Genomic DNA, 21,785 nt, shown 5'->3' on the forward strand with positions numbered 1-21,785 from the left:
GAAGAGGCGTAGGGAAAGCCCTACGCCTCTTTTCTATTTGGAGAGCGAAGGCGAAAATATCATGGCGGCTATGACGGCAGCAGGGATTTTTTAGGGGTGACGCTCTTTCCAGCCTTTTTTCGAATAAGAGGCGGTACGTAGTGGGGCTTATCACGATCGACTAGTGTTACGTGCAAGAGTCGGACACAGCCTCGCATAGGAAAAAAGGCGAAAGAGCGGCAGGACCCCTAAAAAATTTGTGGTATCGGTATGTGAGGACCCGAAGAATATTTTCGCCGGGGCTGAGATATTGCCTATTTGCCGTTATATGATATACTTATATACAAATATAAGGCCGATGTCAGAGACATCGGCACTTAGCTATCACTATGGCAGAATAAACTAGGAGATAAAATGCCAAAGATGCCTAAAAGAAGAAATTATTTCATAAATAGAAAGTTCCAGCTAAGATACACCCTATCGATAGTCGCTATACTTGCCGTAGTGATGATCGCCAGCGGTGTAGGTATCTATTTCGGCATGTGGGGTTCGATCATAGAGAATTTCTCCCAATTTAAAGTCTCGCAAAATCTCGAGACTGCCAAACGCATAACTGATTATGAAGACGTTCGATACAGGAAAGGCGACTATCGTCTTGAAAAGATATTCAGGGAGGCGGAACTGTTGAGCGCCCAGCAACAGGACGCTCTTAAGAACGCTCTGAAGGCGGTTAACCACTCTCTCTTCCCGAAGATAGCAGTGCTCGCCGTCATAATATTCATCGCCGGCATATTTATTTCCCATAAGATAGCCGGCCCGATGTACAGGATAGAAAAATCGGCCGAGTCTATACGTGACGGAGACCTTTCCGTCAGCTTCAGGGTGCGAAAAGGCGACGAGATGAAAGAGGCCTCCACCGCGCTTGAGGAGATGGTGGACTCCCTGCAGGCAGATTTCGTCAAGATAAAGACAGCCGGTAAGGCGCTCGACGAGAGAATAGGGTTCATCGAGCCTCAGATAAAAGGAGAGGACGCGCGGCGGCTGAAAGACATAGTCAAGGTGATAGATGAGGTACTCTCCAAATATAAGACATGAAGAAAACATTTATCTCCGTCTTAGTGCTTTCGCTTTGGCTCCCGCTGACCATTATGCCAATAAATGAAGCGGCCACACACGATGAAGAGTTCCTGGATAAACTCCAATATGACAGCATTCTCTATTTCGCCGAACAGGCGAACCCCAAGAACGGACTCGTAAAAGACAGTTCCCGTCCCGGAGCTCCCTGCAGCGTCGCGGCCGTCGGTTTCAGCCTGGCCGCCATGTGTATAGGGGAATCTAGGGGATGGATTGACGGCGACAAGGCCTATGAGCGGGTCATCAGGACGCTCAGGACTTTCAGGGACGACGTGCCGAACGAACACGGCTTTTTCTACCATTTCCTCGATATGCGCACGGGATCCAGGACCTGGAGCTCGGAATTATCATCTATAGATACCGCCCTTTTTCTGGCCGGCGCGTTATTCGCTGGTGAATATTTTAAAGGTACCGAGGCCGAAGAGATAGCGCATCAACTTTATGAGCGGGTGGACTGGCCCTGGATGATGAACGGTAAGTCCGTCATGTGTATGGGTTGGAAGCCGGAATCGGGTTTTTTGTGGTATTATTGGGATTCCTATAATGAAGGCATGCTATTATACGCTCTCGCCATAGGTTCTCCGACCCACCCTATCCCGAAAGAAGCATGGAGGGCCTGGAGGAGAGAGGCGGATTCGTATAAAGACTATGATATCGTATATTGTATTACGGGCAGCCTCTTCACGTACCAGTATCCGCATGCCTGGATCGATTTTCGCGACCTGTATGACGGCAAGATTAACTATTTTGAGAACTCTGTAAATGCTACGAAGGCAAATCGAGAGTTCTGTATCGATAATGCCTCAGAACATAAGACTTATGGAGAGAATTCCTGGGGCCTTACCGCTTCTCTTGGTCCGGATGGTTACAGAGGATACGGCGCGAAACCCGGTGAAGGGTTAAATGACGGCACCATAGCTCCATGTGGAATGGCCGGCTCGATCGTATTCGACTCTCAGGCGTCTTTGAGCGGGCTGAAATATCTATATGATAATTATAGAAACTTTTTATATGGGAGATACGGTTTTAAAGACGCTTTTAACCTGGATAAGGGCTGGTGGGCCGAGGAAAATTTGGGCATAGATGTGGGGATCACCCTTGTGATGGTCGAAAATTTCCGCTCAGAGCTTATCTGGAAGAAATTTATGAAATTAGACGCTATAAAAAGATGGATCGACCTGTGTATGACGAAGGAGACACCTGTAAATTCACAGAGCCAGATACCCGTTGACAAATAGTCTCTGTATGATAATATAACCCTAATATCGGGATTATCGCTGTACAGCGGAAAACCAGGAGAGATGACATGCGAAGAGCGAGGGCTTCATATGTGTTTGCGGTTATTGCGATAATTTCATTTCTTTTCAGCTTTGCCATAATCGGATCCGCTTTAGCCGAAGACGCTCTCGTGCGGGATACTTCCGCGCAGGATGATCCGCAGGATACCCTTACACCTAATACTCCGCAGGATGCTCCTGCGCCCGGTACCCGACAGCATTATCCCGCACCTTATGATCCGCAGGATCCTCCCGCGCCTACCGCTCCGCAGGATCCTCCTGCACCCGCCGTTCCACAAGATCCGCCGGCGCCGGCTGCCAAAGAAGAGATCAACGTAGTCCAGCCCGTCGAAAAGAAGATAGATGTGCCTACAGTCGAGACGCCCGAAGAGATATATCAATTAAAGAGGATAGACCCTAATAAGATAGGCGCTGAGGCGTCATATACCACATTCGGAGGGTTCCGGCCGGTCGATTACATTATGAAGAGCCCTGCTTTGGGAGTGGGACAAAGGGTTGAAATATATCAGGAACCGAAGCCAATCGACGCATATATAACAATGTTTAAGGAGATGCAGCATACCTATAGCGACTTTAACAGCTACTGGATAGGCAATCACTCCGAGTTTCAGCCGGTTGATTTTAGAAGCATAGTGCAGCCGCTCTTCGTAAGGGCTTACGGAACGGAATTTACGCTAAGCGATCCGAAGGAGTCCGCGCAGGATATCAAAGGGCAGATAAGGTATACTATAGATTACCGCGATGTCTATAGAGAGTACTATCCTAAATTTATCGATCTTAAAGTCTCGAGATGGTTCCAGAACGATATAATGTTCATAACCACTGCGAAGATACAGCCGCTTAACTGGCTGTATACGTCCAACGTCGGTTACAGGTATTCAAACGTAGATTACAAAATGATCGATCCCAGGTTTAACTTCCATCAGGCTACGGAGATGAGGAGCACGTATTATATTAATCAGGCGCTTGCGCCGAACCCGAGGTTTGAGGTCTTTGTGCAGGGAGAGTATTTTAAATCCAATCATTTCGATTGCGACTGGGCAAACTCCCCGGACCACTACTTCGGCGCCACCGAACTAAGGTTTAAATCAAAGGATATGAAGACCAGTTACACCGGGCGCTTCAGCTATTCGCTCGATATATATTCTCCTTTCAGCAACACATATGAAAAGTATGAGATATGGGCAAGGATCGGCCGCGACTTCAACGACCGTCTTAACGCCTACGCTATGTTAAAATACATATACGGTCATACCCGCTCCGAAGATAATGGCAATTTTCTCGTTCCGCCCGGATGGACAGGGAGCGCTCCGCTGCCGTTTCCATTCGATGTCACCGCGATTGCGATCATCTCGGAGAACAGGGCCCAGTATAGGGTCTATGACAAATTGTGGGTTCAGGGCGGGCTCGATCTCTCCACTGGTGTTAATATGTCAGATTTTGATAACATCGGGTTGCTTGCCGGCCTCGAATATTACGCTCCCGGCATAATAAGAGTCGATGTCGGTTGGAGAGGGAACCAGTTTTACAATATAGACGATTTCCTCACAACCGTATATTTCAAGTGCTACCTCTTCATGTAATACTTAAAATATATAGGGGGACAAAAAATGAGGCCTAATAAGCTTATAACTATATTGTTATTTCCGATCCTTTCTTTTTCGTTATGTCTCGCCGGGTGCGCTCCCGACCATGCCAAGGCCGACAGCGGAAAAACTCCCGAAGGTAAATCGCCTGTCGAAATAAAAGTCGCTTTCTGGGGATCTCCCGACGAAGTCAATATAACCACAGAGATAATAAGCCAGTGGCAGAAGGCGCACCCCGATATAATGGTGAGGCTTGAGCATACTCCTTACAGGGGATATGTCGATAAGCTTCTGACGCGCATAGCGGGCCGCGCCGAGCCCGATATCATCTGCACCGAAGTGGACCTCTTTGTGACATTCCAGTCGAAGAATGTCCTCCTCGATCTCACGCCTTATATCGGCGGCGATCCGGAGTTCGACCTGAAAGATTTTTACCCCCAAATAATAAGCCGTTTTACGGTGAAGGATAAGCTCTATGCCGTGCCCCGGGATACGGCGCCTTTCGCGTGCGTATATTACAATAAGAAATTATTCGATGAAGTTAAAGTGCCATATCCAACAGATGATTGGGATATGAATGACATGCTCGATAAGGCGAAGAAGCTTACCAAGGTCGATAGTGACGGCCGGGTCATTCAATATGGTTTTTATGCATGGGCATGGATGAACTTCGTATACTCTTTCGATGGCAGCCTGGTGGACGATGTAAAGAACCCGACAGTTTGCACGTTAAATTCCAAGGAATCGGTAGAGGGCCTCCAGTTTTATTCCGACCTTATTAATAAATACAACGTACAGCCTTCGACCACCGCTATGACGAACCTGGCCATGGGCGTGCAGGGGATGTTTATGACGGGACGGCTGGCGATGTTCGCCTCAGGTATATGGGAGACGCCGGGGCTGCGCAAGATACAGGACTTCGAGTGGGATGTCGCCATGTTCCCTAAGGGGCCCACCGGTAAACGCGGTTTCGGCACAGGCGGGTCAGGATATTGCATATTAAAGGGCTCAAAGCATCCTAAGGAGGCATTCGAGGTGATAAAAGCCCTGGCCGGGAGAAACGCCCAGATGAAGCTTGCCGAGACGGGCCTCGCGCAGCCCGCGATAATGTCGATCGCGATGAGCAACCTTTGGGCAAACGACGGCAAGGTCCCGTATAATAAGAAGATGTTGGATGGGGCCATGAAATATGTAGTATATGATCCCTTTACCCCCGTATGGCGGGAGGCCAAGGAGATGTATATAATACCGGAATTAGATCTTCTGTTCGGAGGAAAGAAGACGGCCCAGGAGGCGGTCGCGGCTTTCATAAACAAGGTGAACGCTCTTATAAAGAGGCAGTAGCGTAAAAGCGGTGACGAAGTAGATGCGAATATTAGTGGTGGAAGACGAGAAGAAGATAGCCGACTTTATAAGACGCGGCCTTAAAGAAGAAGGTTATGCCGTAGATACCGCTTATGACGGCGAAGAAGGCCTGTTTCTAGCCAAGACCAATGATTATGACTTGATCCTCCTTGACCTGATGCTCCCCAAGCTCGACGGGCTCACTCTCTGTAAAAAACTTAAAGAGGCCAAGGTAAAATCCCGCGTCATAATGCTTACCGCGAAGGAGACCGTAAAGGATAAAGTCCTCGGGCTCGATTCGGGAGCCGACGATTATCTCACCAAGCCTTTCGCTTTCGAGGAGCTCCTGGCCAGGATCCGCGCGATCCTCAGGAAGAAAGAGACCCAGGCCCCTACGAAGCTTAAGATCGCCGATCTCGAGCTTGATCTCCTCACCCATAAGGTGATAAGAGGATCTAAAGAGATCGAACTTACCGCCAAAGAATATTCCCTGCTTGAATACCTGATGCGCAATGAAGGGTCCATCGTCACGCGTACGATGATATCCGAGCACGTCTGGGATATAGATTTCGATACTTTCACAAACGTTATAGATGTTTACATTAATTATCTCCGCAACAAGATCGATTCAGGATTTAAGAAGAAGCTTATCCATACGGTCCGCGGCAGGGGATATATATTAAAAGAAGAATAGAGCCGACGCATGTTTTATAGGTCGATACGCTTCAAAATGACGATCGTTTACATGGCGGTGCTGGCTCTCACGCTTTCCGCTTTCAGCGCCATCCTGTATCACTATGTCAGCCGGAGCCTGTATGAGAATATGGATACGCTATTGCGCTCCAAGGCGGAAGGCATAGTCCACGCCATAGGAACGTATTGGGAGGCCGAGAGGCTGGGCCCGAACCGTTTCGGCGCCAGAGTAGATGATAGCCAGGGTAATATTAATTTTGCCACAATAGCCCAGCGCTGGGTCCAGGAACGCTCGAAAGACCCCAAACTCCTCGATATTATCGTGCAGATTTACGATCCGAACGGTACGGTTGTGGCCTCCTCGAAGAGCACCCAGGGCATAGCCAGCATTTCAGAAGAAAGCCTTATATATGTGCTATACGGGAATAGCATGTTCGATACGCTCACGCCTTCGTTCCCGACAAAAAAGATAGTGAAATTCAGGGTCTTCGTGACCCCTGCCGTTAAAAATGCCCAGGTCGAGTATGTCGTTCAGGTTGCGAGCCCCCTTACCTCTATACAGACAACTCTCGATACGATGAAGTTCGCGCTCTTCATACTTTTTCCATTGACGGTCTTTCTGACAGGCATAATAGGGGCCCTTCTGGCCAAGATGACGCTGCGGCCGGTCGATAGCATGATAAAGACGATCCATGGCATCACGGCCGAGAATATGAAATTAAAGCTGAAGGTGCCCGGGACACGCGATGAGATAGATAAGCTTGCCGATACGTTCAATGATATGCTTGAGCGCCTTGACCATGCCTTCGCTTCCCAGAAGAGGCTATCCGAGGACCTCTCTCACGATCTCAAGACCCCGCTTACTATCATGAAAGGCGAGTTCGAGGTCTCCCTGAAGAAGCTGCGCCGGCAGGAGGAATATGAAGCGGTGTTACGCTCGAGCCTCGAGGAAGTAAATAAGATAATCAGGCTTGCCGATAACATGCTTATGCTGGCGAGCTTTGAGGCGCAGAATATAATACCTGATAGAAAAGCGCTTGATCTCAATCTTCTGGTACAGAGCGCTCTTAACAGTATAAAGAAGCTTGCTGACGAGAAACGCATAGAGATCAGCTTATCGCATGATGAGGGCATAACCTTAAAAGGCGATGAACGGCAGCTGAAGCAGCTCTTTCTCAACCTGCTCGATAACGCCATAAAGTATACGCCGGAGGGCGGTAAGGTGACTATAAGCGTGCGCCAGGAAAAAGAAGGCGTAAGAATAAAGATACAGGATACAGGGCGCGGTATTGCCGCTGACCAGATAGATAGGATATTCGACCGCTTCTATCGAGCGGATAAATCCAGGGCCGGACAGGGGTTCGGACTGGGACTCAGCATAGTTAAATCGGTAGTGGACGCGCATGGAGGCAAGATAGGGGTTGAAAGCTCTCCCGGCCTGGGCACCGCTTTTATTGTGTTTTTTCCCGCCGCCTAAGATTAATTTTTTTTAATTTGCCATTAACCTGATTTTAATCGACCATATAGTATATTTAATGTAGAAAAACGAAAGGAGGAGGTCATGGCAAAGAAATTGGTTTTTGCCGCAATGTTAGTGGCCGCGGCGGTAGCTTTAGCGGCCGGCGTTTCCAGCGCAGCCGATGCGGTGGCTGGCGGAAGCGAGTTTATGATCGCTGATTTTAATACCGGAGAAAAGCCTAATAATATAGGCGGGGACTTTGGAGCGTGGAGCAAGGATCCCACAGATTTCTCTCAGGGGTGCAGCGAGTCGTTTGACACTGTAAACAGGCACGGCACTACGGGTTTCGCGATGAAGCTGGACTATTCGGTCGATTCGAAGAATCCCGCGTATAACGGGTTCTGGATGTTCCTGCAGAACTTCGATGCTTCGAAGTACGATAATATCGCTCTATGGATAAAGGGTGACGGTAAGATCGGCTATACCACTGTATTTAAGGTAGAGCTGAAGAACGCCTCCAAGCAGGTAGGGCGTTATTACGTTACCAACATCACCGACGCCTGGCAGGATATCGTTATTCCGCTTAAGGACTTCAAAGGGATAACGGATCTGTCAAACCTGTCGGAGTTTGTTATCGTATTCGAAGACAGGATAGCTTCGAATAAGAAAGGTGTCGTCTATATAGATGACATTAGATTCACGAAGAACAAGTAACAGTTATTAAAAATTCGATGGGCGCGGATAACTTCCGCGCCCATCCTTATATCATGTATAAGGAAGCTCTTCATGAGACTCATTCCGGCATTAAAAAAGATAGTTGCCGTTACCTCTCTCCAGATAATCTGCGGTATAATTCTAAATAGCGTAGCGATAGCCCAGGGGCTTCCGCAGAAACCCACCAAGTTCATTAAGCCAATAATTTTAGCCGACTACAACGGCGGCTCCCTGTATACGAATCTCGGCGGACTTTCCGGAGGGGATGATAATAAGCCCGGCACGGTCTTTGCGGCCATGATCCAGGATGAAGGCTATGTGAGAGGTAATACCGGAAGCGCGGTGATGCTCGATTATGACGTTGAAAGGCTGGGCGAATATACTTTTTACTGGATAAAGCTGGGCAAAGAGATCCCGGGCAAGACCGGCTCTACGGAATCTCTCAACCTTACGGAATATAATTATTTATCATTCTGGATAAAAGGCGTGCCGGAAGTCAGCGACATTAAGATAGAACTGCATCAGGACGTAAATGGAGACGGGATATTTACATACGGCCAGGATATAACCAGTTATGTTTATGCGAATGCCTACATTAACGGCGGAATAATATCGAGGGAGTGGAACAAGGTGGTCATACCCCTTAAGGTGTTCAATAAAATAACCGATTGGTCGAAAATGCTGGAACTTGTTTTCGTATTTGAAAATAAAGCGGGTGATAAGAAAGGCGTGGTATATATTGACGACATCCTTTTTGGCAGTCGCCCGGAGGGTGACACGTTTTCCCGTAAGCCTGAGGACATCAAAGAGATAAAGCCCCCCGACGAGGCATCGTTTAAAGTCAACGGCAAAAGCGCAAAGAATTGTATCACCTTTAACGGCGTCAATGAGCTTGAAATAAGCGCCGAGAGTTTTTATCAAAACCCTTTTTTAGAGAGTGTCAGGTTTGAATATTCCGTGGACAAGGGGCATACCTGGAGGACCATAGGCATAGACTACGATATAAGCGGCAATGTTCACAAGACGGATTGGCAGCCGGATAACTCCAGAGAGCTCTATAGCTATCAGCTGAGAGCTGTCGCCACCGATATAATGGGAAACGAGAAGGCCACGGGAGCGCTTATCGACTGCGGCGTCCAGCCGATTACCGATGACGAATTTTTAAATTTGATAGAGAAGAAAGCCTTTGAATTTTTTAAAGAACATCAGGACCCGGATACAGGGCTCTTTGCCGATACATCCGGCGGAGGCGACGCCAGTATAGCCTCTACCGGAATAGGGCTTGCCGCGCTATGTATAGGAGCGGAAAGAGGATGGCTGGACAAAGATGAGGCCAGGAAGAGAGTTTTGACGGCGCTTAATACCTTTCTGCCCAAATCGCCGGAGGAGGAAGCCCTCGCGGAAGGCAGATTCGGGTTCTTCTATCATTTTTTAAATATGCATACGGCAAAGCGCGCCGGAAAGAGCGAGATATCGACGGTCGATACGGCGATACTGATTTGCGGCGCCATCGCCTCCGGCGAATATTTTGGCGGTGAAATTAAACAGAAGGCCGAGGAGATATATAAAAGGGTCGAGTGGGGGAAGTTCTTATGCCAGGAGAAGGGGCCGTGGTTCAATAATTTTTCTATGGGTTGGTCTCCTGAGCGGGGGTTCCTGGATTCATATTGGGACTTTTATACGGATGAGGCCATACTTGTCAGCCTGCTCGCCATAGGCTCTCCGACATTCCCTACCGGTCCGGAAGTATTCTATGCATGGACCAGGCATTCGGCAGCCTATGAGACAGGCAAGCCGTTCATATTCACATGGCACGGAGCTCTCTTCTCTTATCAGTACGCTCATCTCTGGTTTGATCTGCGAAATATGGCCGATAAACAGGGGATCGACTGGTTTGAAAATTCCACGAATGCCACCCTGGCTAACAGGCAGTTTTGCATTGACAATGCCGATAATTTTAAAGGGTATGGCCCGAACAGCTGGGGCATAACATCTATGGCCAGGCCGGGCGGTTACGTAATGCATTTCGGCATTCCCCCTACAGGAAGCGGCGAACCGCAATATGACGGCACCGTATCTCCGACCGGCCCTGCCGGATCCATAGTTTTTACTCCTTATTTATCGACATCCGCGTTAAAATATATGTATATGACGCATCCCAGGCTCTGGGGGCAGTACGGCCTTAAAGACTCTTTCAATTTCGATATGAATTGGTATGCCCCTACCTATTATGGAATAGGGGTGGGGATGATACTATTGCCCATAGAGAATTTTCGCACGGGATTTATCTGGAATAATTTTATGAAGAATAAGTATGTTCAGGATGCGCTGGTGAAAGCGGGATTTACCAAGAAGAAAGGGTGACCTTTATGAGTAACTCGAAATCGATTACAATAGCGGTGCTTGCGTTTGTTTTAACTGCCGCTCTGGCGTTTTCCGCCGCGTATTCGCAGGAAGAACCCAAGGAAGACCTGACGGCTACAGACGCGCAGAAAAAAGTTATACCGCCCTGCAAGTGCAACGGCATTATCCAGGACATAATCTCATCCAAGGATGAGGCGGCCCTGCGAAACCTTATCGAGGACGCTTTCTCCGAACATTGCTCTTACGAAAATTATGAAAAGTTCGTGGCCGACGCCAGGACGGCGCTTGCCGGGGGCGCTGAGGTCAATAACAAAGACTACCTTAACTATGCCATCGCGCTGGCAAGGATCGACCAGCTTTCGGCCCTTTCTAAAGATAATGATATCGAGGCCGGGCGCTTGTATATGTCGGTGAGCGATAAATATTTTAACGAGGCCATCGAGTGCCTGGATACCGTAGGAACCTCTACCAGATCGAAGGGTCTCGCTATCGATAATAATCTGTTGAAATTCCTCGTGTTTAAGGAAAAGTTCCAGCCCCAGAAGTCGGATGCGGTCTTTGACCTCATCGCCTCGCAGATCGCGAAATACAGCGATGACGCGAAAGCCAATAAGAATGAACTTGAAAATATTTTTGAAAAGCTGAAGAGGCTCGGTCTTTCGAAATATGCCATAAAATTAAAGATCCTTTACGCCTCAAAAGTCGATCCCGAAACAGCAAGGGAAGTGCTGGATGAGCTAAGGATATCGGCTGACCAGTATTTTGAGCAAAACGATATGAAGGCGGCTGCCAATCTGTACGAGCAATATATGGCCTCGGCCCCGGCCTATTATAATAAGGAGGAGATGGGAGCCAGGATAATGGAGGTAGGGGAAAAATATTTCACGGCCGGAAAATATAGAGAGGCGAAGAAATATTACAGTCTTTATATGGAGAAATATTCCGACCTGCCGCCCGCCGATTATTGCAGCTACAAGCTCGCGCTCTCCTCGTATTATATGAAGGACCACATAAAGACCATATCGCAGCTGGAAGGTTTCCTCGAGAAGTATAAAACGAGCGCATGGTTCGATAAGGCCTTTGAAATGCTCGCGAGAGTCTATTATGAGAATTTGCCCCGCGATAAGGCAATAGAGAGCATCCAGTCCATCATCGATAAATATTACAGGAAGGATACCGGCGATTATGCCAGAGTGCTAATGGCGATGCTTTACTATGGGGCCAAAAATTACGACTCTGCCGGGGATGCGCTGAAGAAGGTAGAACCCTCCAGCAGTTATTCCTATACCGCGCGGATGATTACGGATGATATCAAAGAGATAAGGAAGAATAAGACCGCTCCCGCGTTCGGGACCGACGCTACCGAGACTTATAAAGTATGGGACCCTTACCAGAGCATCGACGTTAAGATAGTGCCGACGGTGGCCGGTTCTTCAGGGGAAAAAGGAGCTATCGCGATCACAATGACAGAAGGCGGCCAACAGCAGATAGAAGTGAATAAAGGCGCCAAGATACAATTTGCCCTTCAGGGGCTGGTGGACGAGGACAGGTTTAATGAATATACGATTGATAAGGACGACCAGTCGCGCCTTCCGAAGATGATAAAGGAAGAGACCGAAAAAGACCTGCTGAGCTTGAGATGGTCCGTCGATGGCGGCAATTTTGCCGATGATAAAGAGACGGACGTTAAAGTCTGGCAGGCGCCGAAGGATCCAGGCACTTATAAAATGACCGTCAAGGTCGATGACTTCGGCCTTGTGCGCGTTCCGAATAAAGGCGTGAAGAAAGATTTGGCCAAGGATACGGTTCTTAATATAGTTGTCAAATAAGAGTTTAAAAAATACAGGCCGATATCAGGGATATCGGCACTTAGCATACAATATGGCTGAATAAACTAGGAGCGATCTTTATGGGGCAGGGCAATAAAACTTTGTTCAAAAACGTTATTCGTGTCGGTTGTCTTACTGCATATACCCTGATTACGCTATCGGCCGGATTTATTTTACCGCTTGCCGGTGCCGAGGAGCGTCTTGCCGCGGTAAACGATCCGACCGGTTTTAGTATACTGGAGGCCGAAGAGAACGGGATGTTTAATATCGGCCCCGCGATAGGAGGCGTCGATACCGAGGCCGACGCGTCGCTCAAGAAAAATGTATTTAAATTCGACTATACGATATTCCCCGGGGCCATCGTTGGCCTTTGGACGAAGACTTATCCCGCTAAGTTCAGGGCAGACATAGTTGACGCGGTCAAGGCCGGCGTAAAAGTGCAGAATCCCGTTCAACTCGATGAGGTTACGGTTAAGCTTGAGATAAAGGGCGATAGGGGGGTGCAAAGCGCGCCGGTACATCTGGAAGAATCGGGATGGAGCTATATAAATGAGCAGGTGGATTGGGAGAGGATAGGAAAGCTTACTGAAGTCGTTTTTGTAGTCAGTCCGAAAGACAGCAAGAAACGCCTCGAAGGAATAATTTATTTCGATCTTAATTTTTACAAATTGACGTTCCTGCAGAAGTACGTTATAGCGATAAAAGCCGGGCTGGTCCTTTTAGCGGGACTTATACTGGCGCTTATAGCGGCGATTGCCGGTATGCTCTTTGGTAAAAAGCCCGCTCCGGAGGAGAAGAAACCGGCCCTATCCGGCATTGGCAGGGATATTCTCTACGGCATAGTTGTGGTAATGACTTTAGGCGCCGCGATGAAGATATATTATCTTGGGATGGCCAACCCTCTGAATGCGGGTTTTAGTTACGCGTTCCTCGCGGTAGGATTAATAGGCGTCCTTATCGCCGAAGTTTTGAAATTTGTCCTGGCCGGCAGACACCTTACGGCAGCTGAGGTTTTCCAAAATGTCCTGGTTTCGGGTCTTCTGGCGGCTTCATCGAGCAGGTTTGAGCTTTTACAGGCGCCGGCATCGTGGGTCCAGCTCTTGATGTTAAGTAATCTTATATCGGCGCTTGCCTTCATAATTTACCATTTTGCCAATGCCAGGTCGATAGTCTCTTCCGGCAGGCACTTAAAAGTGATTAGTGGTTCGCTGATAGCCGGAACGCCGTATCTTTTCAACTGGCTGCTTCTTCTGGGAAGCGTCGGCATGCTCAGGATAATAGGTAACGGCGCAACCTTTGGGCTCATCGCGACATGGCCGGCCATATCCGAACTGACAGGCAGGCTGCTTGTCATGTTCGTCTTTAATGAAATTGTCACCAACAGCATTTCCATCGCGACTAAAAATAAGGTTGTTAAGACTCTAAGGGCCCATCTGATAATGTTGTTGGTCTCTTTAGGAGTTGTTATAGCTCCGGTGATAGCGAATTTCGGTTCCGGTGCGTTGATCGCAAAACTGCCTATGGTTCTGAGAGCCTTTGCCGCTATCCTGACGACGGCTCTTTCCTACGGCGGCCTGTGGGGCGAGGTTTATCTGATAACGGGCGCTCTGCTCGACGCCGGCAAACATATAGCTCCTTCAGCCGATATCATCTCTAAACATGTCAGCACAGGTATAAAAAAAGGTATGGCATATAGCGCTATATTGATGGGGATGATGTATGCGCTCAGCATCATATTGAACGCGCCGATGTCGCAGAAGGTGATGACAAGCGCGCCTATAATAATCGGGATCTTCGCAGGCGCGGCTCTCTTCCCGCTGGTTAAGACCATAATCGAGAGCTTTGACGGCAGTATACGGTTCTTTGAAAGAGTTAAATATAGCTACGAGGATCTGACTTTATGCGCCAGGGGCGCTGTCGCAGGTTTCGGGTTCGCCTATATGGCCACTAATAACCTGTTCGCGCATAATATGCCCGACAGGATCCTATTCGGCCTTTTGGTAGGCCTATTGGCGTCCGGCGGTGTCAGCATCCTGAGGGATGGATGGTATGCGCTAAGAGGCCGCGGGAAGATACAGTCCTGGAGGCTCTATTTTGTCGATTCGCTTCTGGGAATTTTCGTGGGAAGCGCCGCGGCATTCTATATGGATTCTCTGCAGGTTCCGGTGGTTGTCGAAAAGTTCAGGCTATATCTCAGCTCGAATCTTCCGCCGGCCGATTATATAACTTACCCTCTGGTCAACAAATGGGGCCGCATAGATCTCGGAAGCTATACCGGCGGAGTTAAGCTGCTTTACACCGAGTCGGTAGCCGGAGTCATCAACTGGTCGATCGCCGCATGGCTATTCGCTATAAACAAAGTATTTTTACAGGCATTTTTTGAGAAGGACAAGACCCCCATTAAGTTCTTTTTCTCGAAGGCCGGGTTCGCCCAGCTGATCGAACATATGATATATGTATTGCGATGGGGTCTATGGATGTCGCCCATCATATTCACGTTCCTGCGTATGATGCCGGACCCGACCTGGTATAACCAGGACGGTGCTATCCATACGGTCTTTGCCGTTTTTAATAATATGACGATGACTCCGGAGGCGTTCAGGGCATGGAGCCTGCAGGTCTTCGTATGGATACTGGCCCTCGACTGGTTCCGCATTCTTATATGGATGGACCATATGGGACTGCGCGTAGCCACTCTCGTTAACTTAAGCTTCATCGGAATGGACAGGCTCGATGAGAGGATAGGGCGCTTTATCGGCCCGGCGTCGGCCCAGCGGTATATTCCGGAAGGCGTGAAACGTTTCGCGACATGGGCGCCGCTACTCATTCCTTTTTATCTTCCCAGAGGAAAAGAATGGGACTATGCCTGGAACACCTCGGTGGCGATGCAGAACGCCTCCGAAGGCAAGGGAATACTTTTTGCAATACAGCGCCTTGCGTTGCCGCAGATGATCATCCTGATATGTTCGGCCATACTTGCATGCACTGTCATTTCCTTCGTTGTGCGCGCGTTAAGCCGGAGATCGCGCAAGCGCCGCATCACCTCTTATGAGCTCGTCAACAGAGAATACAAGGTTGTGATCAGGGAGTCCGGCGATATATACAGCGAGGTCACCGGCAGAGAGAGCGATGTCAGCAGGCGTTCTTATGACACGATAGACCCGTGCGGCAGGATATTGTATGTGGTAGATGCTTCCGAAAGATCCGCCGCCAATAAACGCGCATGGCCGGTAGTGGGTAACTTCCCGGCCGGCAAGTTCGAAGCGTCCAACATCGAGAAATGCGGCGATGCTTTCAGAATAATTAATACCAGTAACGGCGTCAAGACGACTGTGGAGATCAGCCTGCCCGACCAGGATTCCACGGCGGAGGTGTGGAAGGTAACGGTCGAAAATATGACCGATAAGCCGCGCCAGTTAAAGGTCGTCCCGTATCTGGAGTGGGTATTGAACGGCGGCATTCATGACAGGTTCCATACGCAGTATGCGAGGCTCTACCCGGAGATGGAATATATCAGCAGGGCAAATGCCGTGCTGTCATGGCAGAAGGCCACCAAATCGATGGGCATACTGGCCTCGGAGATGCCTACGGAAGGGTTTACGGCTTCGCGCGTCGATTTCATCGGCCGCGCCAGAAGCATCTGGAACCCGCGCATAATGGATAACCTGGACTTTATGCCGAGCCGCGACACTTCCGGCTATCCGACGTTCGATCCCATCGGAAGCCTTATCGTAAATGCCGCAGTGGGGCCAAGGGCTTTCGCGACGATGCGGTTTATGATAGGTTATTCGAAGGATCGGGATAAAGCTCTGGAGCTTATTAAGAAACACCTGAACACCCAGAGCGGAGACGCTCTCCCTGCTCCGGAAAAGAAGAAGAGGGCGCTCTTGATCGGCCACGGCGAGATACCGCCCGGGACTCCGCAGCCGTATTCTACATTTTCCGGAAATGGAAACTCGCTGATCGTCCATACGCCGTATACGCCCAGGCCCATCGACCATGCCATGTCGAATGCCATACATTCCGTGATGGTGACCAACCGCGGCCTTCACACATCCTGCAACGGCAATTCACAGCAGAACCGTCTTACGCCGGATTGGGCCGATACGGTTACAAGGGAGATCCCTTCGGAGGCGATCTATCTTTTCGACCAGGACCATAATGAATGGTACTCGCCGACATATCATCCTTTGAACGACGGAAGCGCCAAATATGAATCTGAGTTCAGCGTAGACGGAAGCGCGATATTCCGCATGTCCAAAGGGACCATCTCGACGGAGCTGACCATATTTGTGCCGCCGGAAGATACGACGGGAGTCTATCTATTGACCGTAAAAAATAACGCGGACAGCTCCAGGCGCATAAGAGTATCCCCTTATTTCCAGATGGTGATGGGTTTCATGCCTGAAAAGTCCGGCCCCCTGGGAGGGCGTTACGATAAAGCGTTAGACGCTTTATTCTATGAGAACCCCCGCAACATATTCCGTTCAGGGCGGGCGTTCGTTTCGATGTCCATCCCGAGCCAGGGCTTCGAGGTGAAGCGGGGAAGGTACTTCGGTTCCAGGTGCGCCGTCGCGCATCCGTTCATGGTGGAGAACGGCATGCCGGACGCCGCTCAACTTACCGATGAGGCCCAGATAGCTGGGCTTCTCGGGACCATCGAGGTCCCCGCGCACGGAGAGCAAACGGTCGCGATCATCCTCGGACAAGCCGACGACAAGAAGGCCTGCGCCGCGATAATCCGGAAATATAAAGACATCGAAAAGGTCAGGAAATCTCTTGAAGATACCCGCAAATGGTGGCTCAGCCTGATGGCAACGGTTAAGGTTGAGACCAATAGCCCTGAGTTCGATCGGTATCAGAACTGGCTCAAATATCAGGCGCTGGCCGAACGTATATGGGCAAGAAAAGGTTTCTATCAGACCAGCGGCGCGTATGGTTTCCGCGATCAGCTCCAGGATACCGTTAACTTGATCTGGATCGATCCGGCCCTTGCGCGCAAACAGATAATCCTGCATGCGTCCCAGCAGTTCATCCAGGGAGACGTTTTCCACTGGTTCTTCACATTGACGGACGGCCGTACGGCGTTCTCCTGCCGCTCGCATGCCTCCGATAACCCGGTATGGCTGTCGTGGGGAGTAGCCGAATACATCAGGACCACGGGAGACCATTCGATATTGGATGAGATGACCTCTTATGTGGAGTCGGAGTTTCCTTTCGCGAAACTTCCTAAGAATAAACAAGGGTGGGGGCATCTGTATCACAGGACGACGAGATCCGATACGGTTTACAGGCACTGCATGAGGTCGATAGATCTTATCCTGAACGACCGGACAGGTAAAAGCGGATTGCCGCTTATCCAGGTCGGAGACTGGAACGACGGTCTCGATGAGATAGGATCGGAAGGCAGGGGCGAGAGCGTATGGCTGGGATTCTTCCTGTACTATATCCTTAATGAGATGGTGGATATTATAGAAGCCAAAGACGGCCCCGCGCGCAAGAACCATTATGTAAAGAAGATGGATGCGCTTAAGAACGCTCTGGAAAAGACCTGGAGAGAAGACAGATATCTGCGTGCCATCCACGATGACGGCACGGAGATAGGCATTAAAGGAAGCGGAGTATGGGAGATAGATGCGCTGACGGCATCGTGGGCGGTAATAAGCGGTATCAATTTCGAGCGGGGACTTGCAATATTTAATACCGCTCTCAAGATACTCGAAAAAGATAACGCTATATTGCTGGGATGGCCGGCCCTGCGCGAAGATACTAAGCCGTATCTGGGCAGGAGCAGCAAATATCCCGAAGGCGTACGCGAGAACGGTATGTACTGCCACGGCGTTCAATGGCTTGTAAGGGCCGCGCGCATTCTTGCGGAGGAGTTCGAAAAACAGGGGAATCACGCCAAAGCCGATGAGTACAGGGCAACCGCATACAGGTTATGGCTCAAGATATCGCCGATCGCCCATATGAAGCCGGGAGAGATCGAGATCTACGGAGGCCAGCCCAATAAACAGGCGGCGGATGTCTTGACAAACTTTGAGCCCGGACGAATGATATGGCACGGGTATACCGGCGCCGCCGGATGGATGCTGCGTCAGGCCATGGAAGGCGTAGTGGGAGCGTCTCTGGCAAAGAATGAGATGATCCTGCCGAAAGACCTGGATCGTCCGAGAGGCGGTTTAAAAATAAAGAGCGTGCAGAGGGACGTGAGCAAGAGCCCTTTTAAGTAAGGAGCTTTTTTGAAAAAGAGCCTTAGAGTCGCATTATCGGTCCTCGTCATCTCATCTATTCTTGCGATGGGCGGCCTGCCGGCGTTATACTGCTCGGCGGATAAACGCCCCATACCTAAGGAATTCCCATCGGAAACTATCGCGGATTTTAACGGGGCGGGCCCTATAAATAATTTGGGCGGAGAATCGGGGACATGGGAAAAGAACCCGGAAGATAATGCCCAGTCTATAGCCCTCTCTTTCGATAATGTGGTAAAACACGGCGCCGCCGGCGTATCGCTTAAACTGGAATATAACGTCAACTCTCCTAAAGATACCGCTAACGGCTTCTGGACGCAGCTCAATGATTTTGACGCCTCATCGTATGATCATTTTGAATTCTGGGTCAAAGGCGATGGGGAAAAGGGCTTTACGACGGTCTTCAAGATAGAATTTAAAAAGATCCAGAAAGATTCGGAGGGCCGCGACGAAACGATAAAAGCAAGCTATATCGTGAAAGGCGTTACCGACAGATGGCAGAAGGTCTCGATACCGCTGAACGTCATGAACGGAATCCGGAACTGGCGCGAGCTGAAGGAGTTCGTCGTATCTTTTGAGAAGAGGCGCGTCGATAATCCCGCGGGAACCTTATATTTTGATGACCTGGCTTTCGTGAAGACAGGCGAGCCCGGGCCCAAGATCACCGATATAGTCCCTCATAAGAAAAAGAAGACCGACAAAGAGGGCAACAGCGAAGACTTTGCCAGATTCCTCATAGCCAGGCTGTACGGATTTCCGAAAGAGACCTTTGTTAAAAAAGAATTCCCGAAAGATGACCGCGATTTTCTCCTGACGATAGCCAAAGATACCTGGAAGTACTTCGATAAGATCGTCGATAAGGAGTACGGCCTTCCGCTCGATAATATAAAATTCAGCGAAAGAGCCACAGTTTCCTCGGATACCCGTGTCGGGGACTATACCAATGTCACCAATGTCGGCGTGTATCTTATGTGTGTCATATCGGCATATGATTTCGGGTTTATTTCCAAAGAAGAGGCGATAAGGCGCCTCGAAGCCACCATAGATTCTGTGGAAAAATTGGAAAAGTATAACGGATTTCCTTACAATTATTACGATGTCACGATATTCCAGAGAACAAGCAACTTTATCTCTTTTGTCGACAGCGGCTGGCTCGCCGCCGGCATTATCGTCGCAAGGAACGCGTTTCCCGAAGAGCTGAGCCAAAAATGCGGTAAACTGCTGGATGAAATGAACTTCGCATTCTTTTATGACCCCGTTGAGGGCCATATGTATCACGGTTTCTACACTAATATAAACTACTACTCGGAATATCAATACGGCGCTTTTTACACCGAGCCCAGAGCGATAAGCTATATTGCCATAGGCAAAGGAGATGTACCTAAAGAGCACTGGTTTCGCATGCCAAGGACTTTCCCTGAGGAATGGCCATGGCAGACTCAAAGCCCCCTGAACAGAAAAGAGAAGACGTATCTCGGATATAAAGTATGGGGCGGTTACTATGAATATGAAGGCATGAAATTTGTGCCGAGCTGGGGCGGGAGCATGTTCGAGGCTCTGATGCCCACGGTCATCATAGATGAGAAGGGGCTTTCGCCGAAGAGCCTGGGATTGAATGACGAAAGGCATGCCAAGATACAGGTGAAATACGCATTAGAAAAGCTGGGTTACCCGATTTTCGGCATGTCCCCGGCTTGCGTTCCGGGCGACGGGTATTCCGAATATGGCGTAAAAGTTCTCGGCATAAAAGGATATAAGCCCGGAGTCATTACGCCCCATGCGACGTTTCTGGCTCTTGAATTCGTGCCTGAGGAATCGATTAAAAATTTAAGAACCATGGCAGTTAAATACAATGCGTATGGCGAGTATGGCTTTTATGATGCCATAAATATAGCTACAGGTAAAGTCGCGATGGAGTACCTTTGCCTGGACCAGGCGATGAGTTTTATTGCACTTAATAACTACCTGAATGACGGCGCGATAAGAAAAAGGTTCCATAACGACCCGATAGCTAAAAACGCCGAAGAATTGATAAAAGTTGAAGATTTCTTTGAATAATTATGATATAATATAGCTAGTTCCGGTGTTTTTTATTGACCGGTTATTATAAACATTATAAAAGAAAGAAGGAGAATTCTTTGGCAAGGATAAGAGGCTCCGAAAAAGAAGCAGTAGCGGGTTACCTCTTTCTACTCCCGAACTTATTGGGATTTATGGTATTTACGCTTGTGCCGGTCGCGCTTTCTCTCGCACTTAGTTTTATCGACTGGGACATGTTATCCGCGCCAAAGTTCGTAGGGTTGCAGAATTTTATAAATCTTCTCGGTTTCCACATGGAAACCGGGCATATCACCGCTAACGATCCTCTTTTTTGGAAATGTGTTGGCAACACCCTCTTTTTAATGATGATAATCCCGATCGAGATAATGGCGTCGCTCGCTCTGGCGCTGGTTATGAACCAGAAGGTGAGATTAATTAATATATTCAGAGCGGTATACTTTTTGCCTACCATAACCAACGGTGTGGCGGTGTGCCTTCTCTGGGCGTGGCTGTACAATTCGGAATTCGGGCTCTTCAATACTCTGCTTCTTAAGGCAGGCGGAATACTCTCTATACCCATTCATAGGGTGGAATGGCTTACTTCAACGGTATGGGCAAAGCCGTCACTTATGTTTATGGGCCTTTGGATAATGCTCGGCGGATATAATATGATACTTTTTATGGCAGCCCTCCAGGGCGTGCCAAGGGAGCTTTATGAAGCCGCCGAGATGGATGGCGCGGGCAGCTGGCATAAATTTTGGAACGTGACATGGCCCATGATAAGCCCCACCACATTCTTTGTCTTTGTAATGGCGGTTATAGGAGGGTTCCAGGGCGGTTTCATGCAGGCTTATATCATGACAGGCGGCGGCCCTGACCGGTCGACCACTACGCTCGAGTATCTGATATATAATCATCTTTACAGCTGGCAGCACGTCGGATATGCGGCGAGCATCGCCTGGTTCGTATTCATAGTGGTATTTATCGCTACGATATTTAACTGGAGATTCGGCGGCAAACTGGTTCAATATTCGCACTATTGATTTCAAAAAGGCTTAAGGGATGCTATACAGCTCAGACGAAATAGGGAAGGT

General features: G+C 49.1%; 12 protein-coding genes. All 12 read left to right on the forward strand.

From position 1 onward, the window contains the following. Positions 1-402 precede the first annotated feature (402 nt). The 12 genes from NTY76_07885 (at position 403) to NTY76_07940 (ending at position 21,734) form a co-directional block, all read left to right on the forward strand. Complete coding sequence (locus tag NTY76_07885; protein ID MCX5679003.1) at positions 403-1,074, forward strand: methyl-accepting chemotaxis protein; 672 nt, start codon at positions 403-405, stop codon at positions 1,072-1,074. Between the two features lie 53 nt (positions 1,075-1,127). After that, on the forward strand, positions 1,128-2,351 hold the full coding sequence (locus tag NTY76_07890; GenBank protein MCX5679004.1) for a hypothetical protein: 1,224 nt from the start codon (positions 1,128-1,130) through the stop codon (positions 2,349-2,351). 68 nt (positions 2,352-2,419) lie between these two features. Continuing rightward, a complete protein-coding gene (locus tag NTY76_07895; protein ID MCX5679005.1) occupies positions 2,420-3,994 on the forward strand; it encodes a hypothetical protein in 1,575 nt (524 codons plus the stop codon). 27 nt (positions 3,995-4,021) lie between these two features. Then, the gene (locus tag NTY76_07900; protein ID MCX5679006.1) at positions 4,022-5,341 is read left to right on the forward strand and encodes a sugar ABC transporter substrate-binding protein; all 1,320 of its coding nucleotides are present in this window, start codon (positions 4,022-4,024) and stop codon (positions 5,339-5,341) included. A gap of 22 nt (positions 5,342-5,363) precedes the next feature. Then, positions 5,364-6,035, forward strand: coding sequence for a response regulator transcription factor (locus NTY76_07905; GenBank protein MCX5679007.1), 672 nt, complete (start codon positions 5,364-5,366; stop codon positions 6,033-6,035). Between the two features lie 36 nt (positions 6,036-6,071). Next, on the forward strand, positions 6,072-7,511 hold the full coding sequence (locus tag NTY76_07910; GenBank protein ID MCX5679008.1) for an ATP-binding protein: 1,440 nt from the start codon (positions 6,072-6,074) through the stop codon (positions 7,509-7,511). Between the two features lie 84 nt (positions 7,512-7,595). Continuing rightward, on the forward strand, positions 7,596-8,207 hold the full coding sequence (locus NTY76_07915) for a CIA30 family protein (protein MCX5679009.1): 612 nt from the start codon (positions 7,596-7,598) through the stop codon (positions 8,205-8,207). A gap of 72 nt (positions 8,208-8,279) precedes the next feature. Beyond that, on the forward strand, positions 8,280-10,571 hold the full coding sequence (locus tag NTY76_07920; protein MCX5679010.1) for a hypothetical protein: 2,292 nt from the start codon (positions 8,280-8,282) through the stop codon (positions 10,569-10,571). Positions 10,572-10,576: 5 nt separating this feature from the next. Further along, entirely contained in the window at positions 10,577-12,400 is a 1,824-nt protein-coding gene (locus NTY76_07925) for a hypothetical protein (GenBank protein MCX5679011.1), read from the forward strand. Between the two features lie 80 nt (positions 12,401-12,480). Further along, on the forward strand, positions 12,481-18,633 hold the full coding sequence (locus NTY76_07930) for a hypothetical protein (GenBank protein MCX5679012.1): 6,153 nt from the start codon (positions 12,481-12,483) through the stop codon (positions 18,631-18,633). A gap of 9 nt (positions 18,634-18,642) precedes the next feature. Further along, on the forward strand, positions 18,643-20,709 hold the full coding sequence (locus NTY76_07935; protein ID MCX5679013.1) for a DUF3131 domain-containing protein: 2,067 nt from the start codon (positions 18,643-18,645) through the stop codon (positions 20,707-20,709). 80 nt (positions 20,710-20,789) lie between these two features. After that, a complete protein-coding gene (locus NTY76_07940) occupies positions 20,790-21,734 on the forward strand; it encodes a sugar ABC transporter permease (protein ID MCX5679014.1) in 945 nt (314 codons plus the stop codon). Positions 21,735-21,785 lie beyond the last annotated feature (51 nt).

It is taken from the genome of Candidatus Omnitrophota bacterium (genome assembly GCA_026387175.1).
In the GTDB taxonomy this organism is placed as follows: Bacteria; Omnitrophota; Gorgyraeia; order 2-01-FULL-45-10; family 2-01-FULL-45-10; genus CAIMPC01.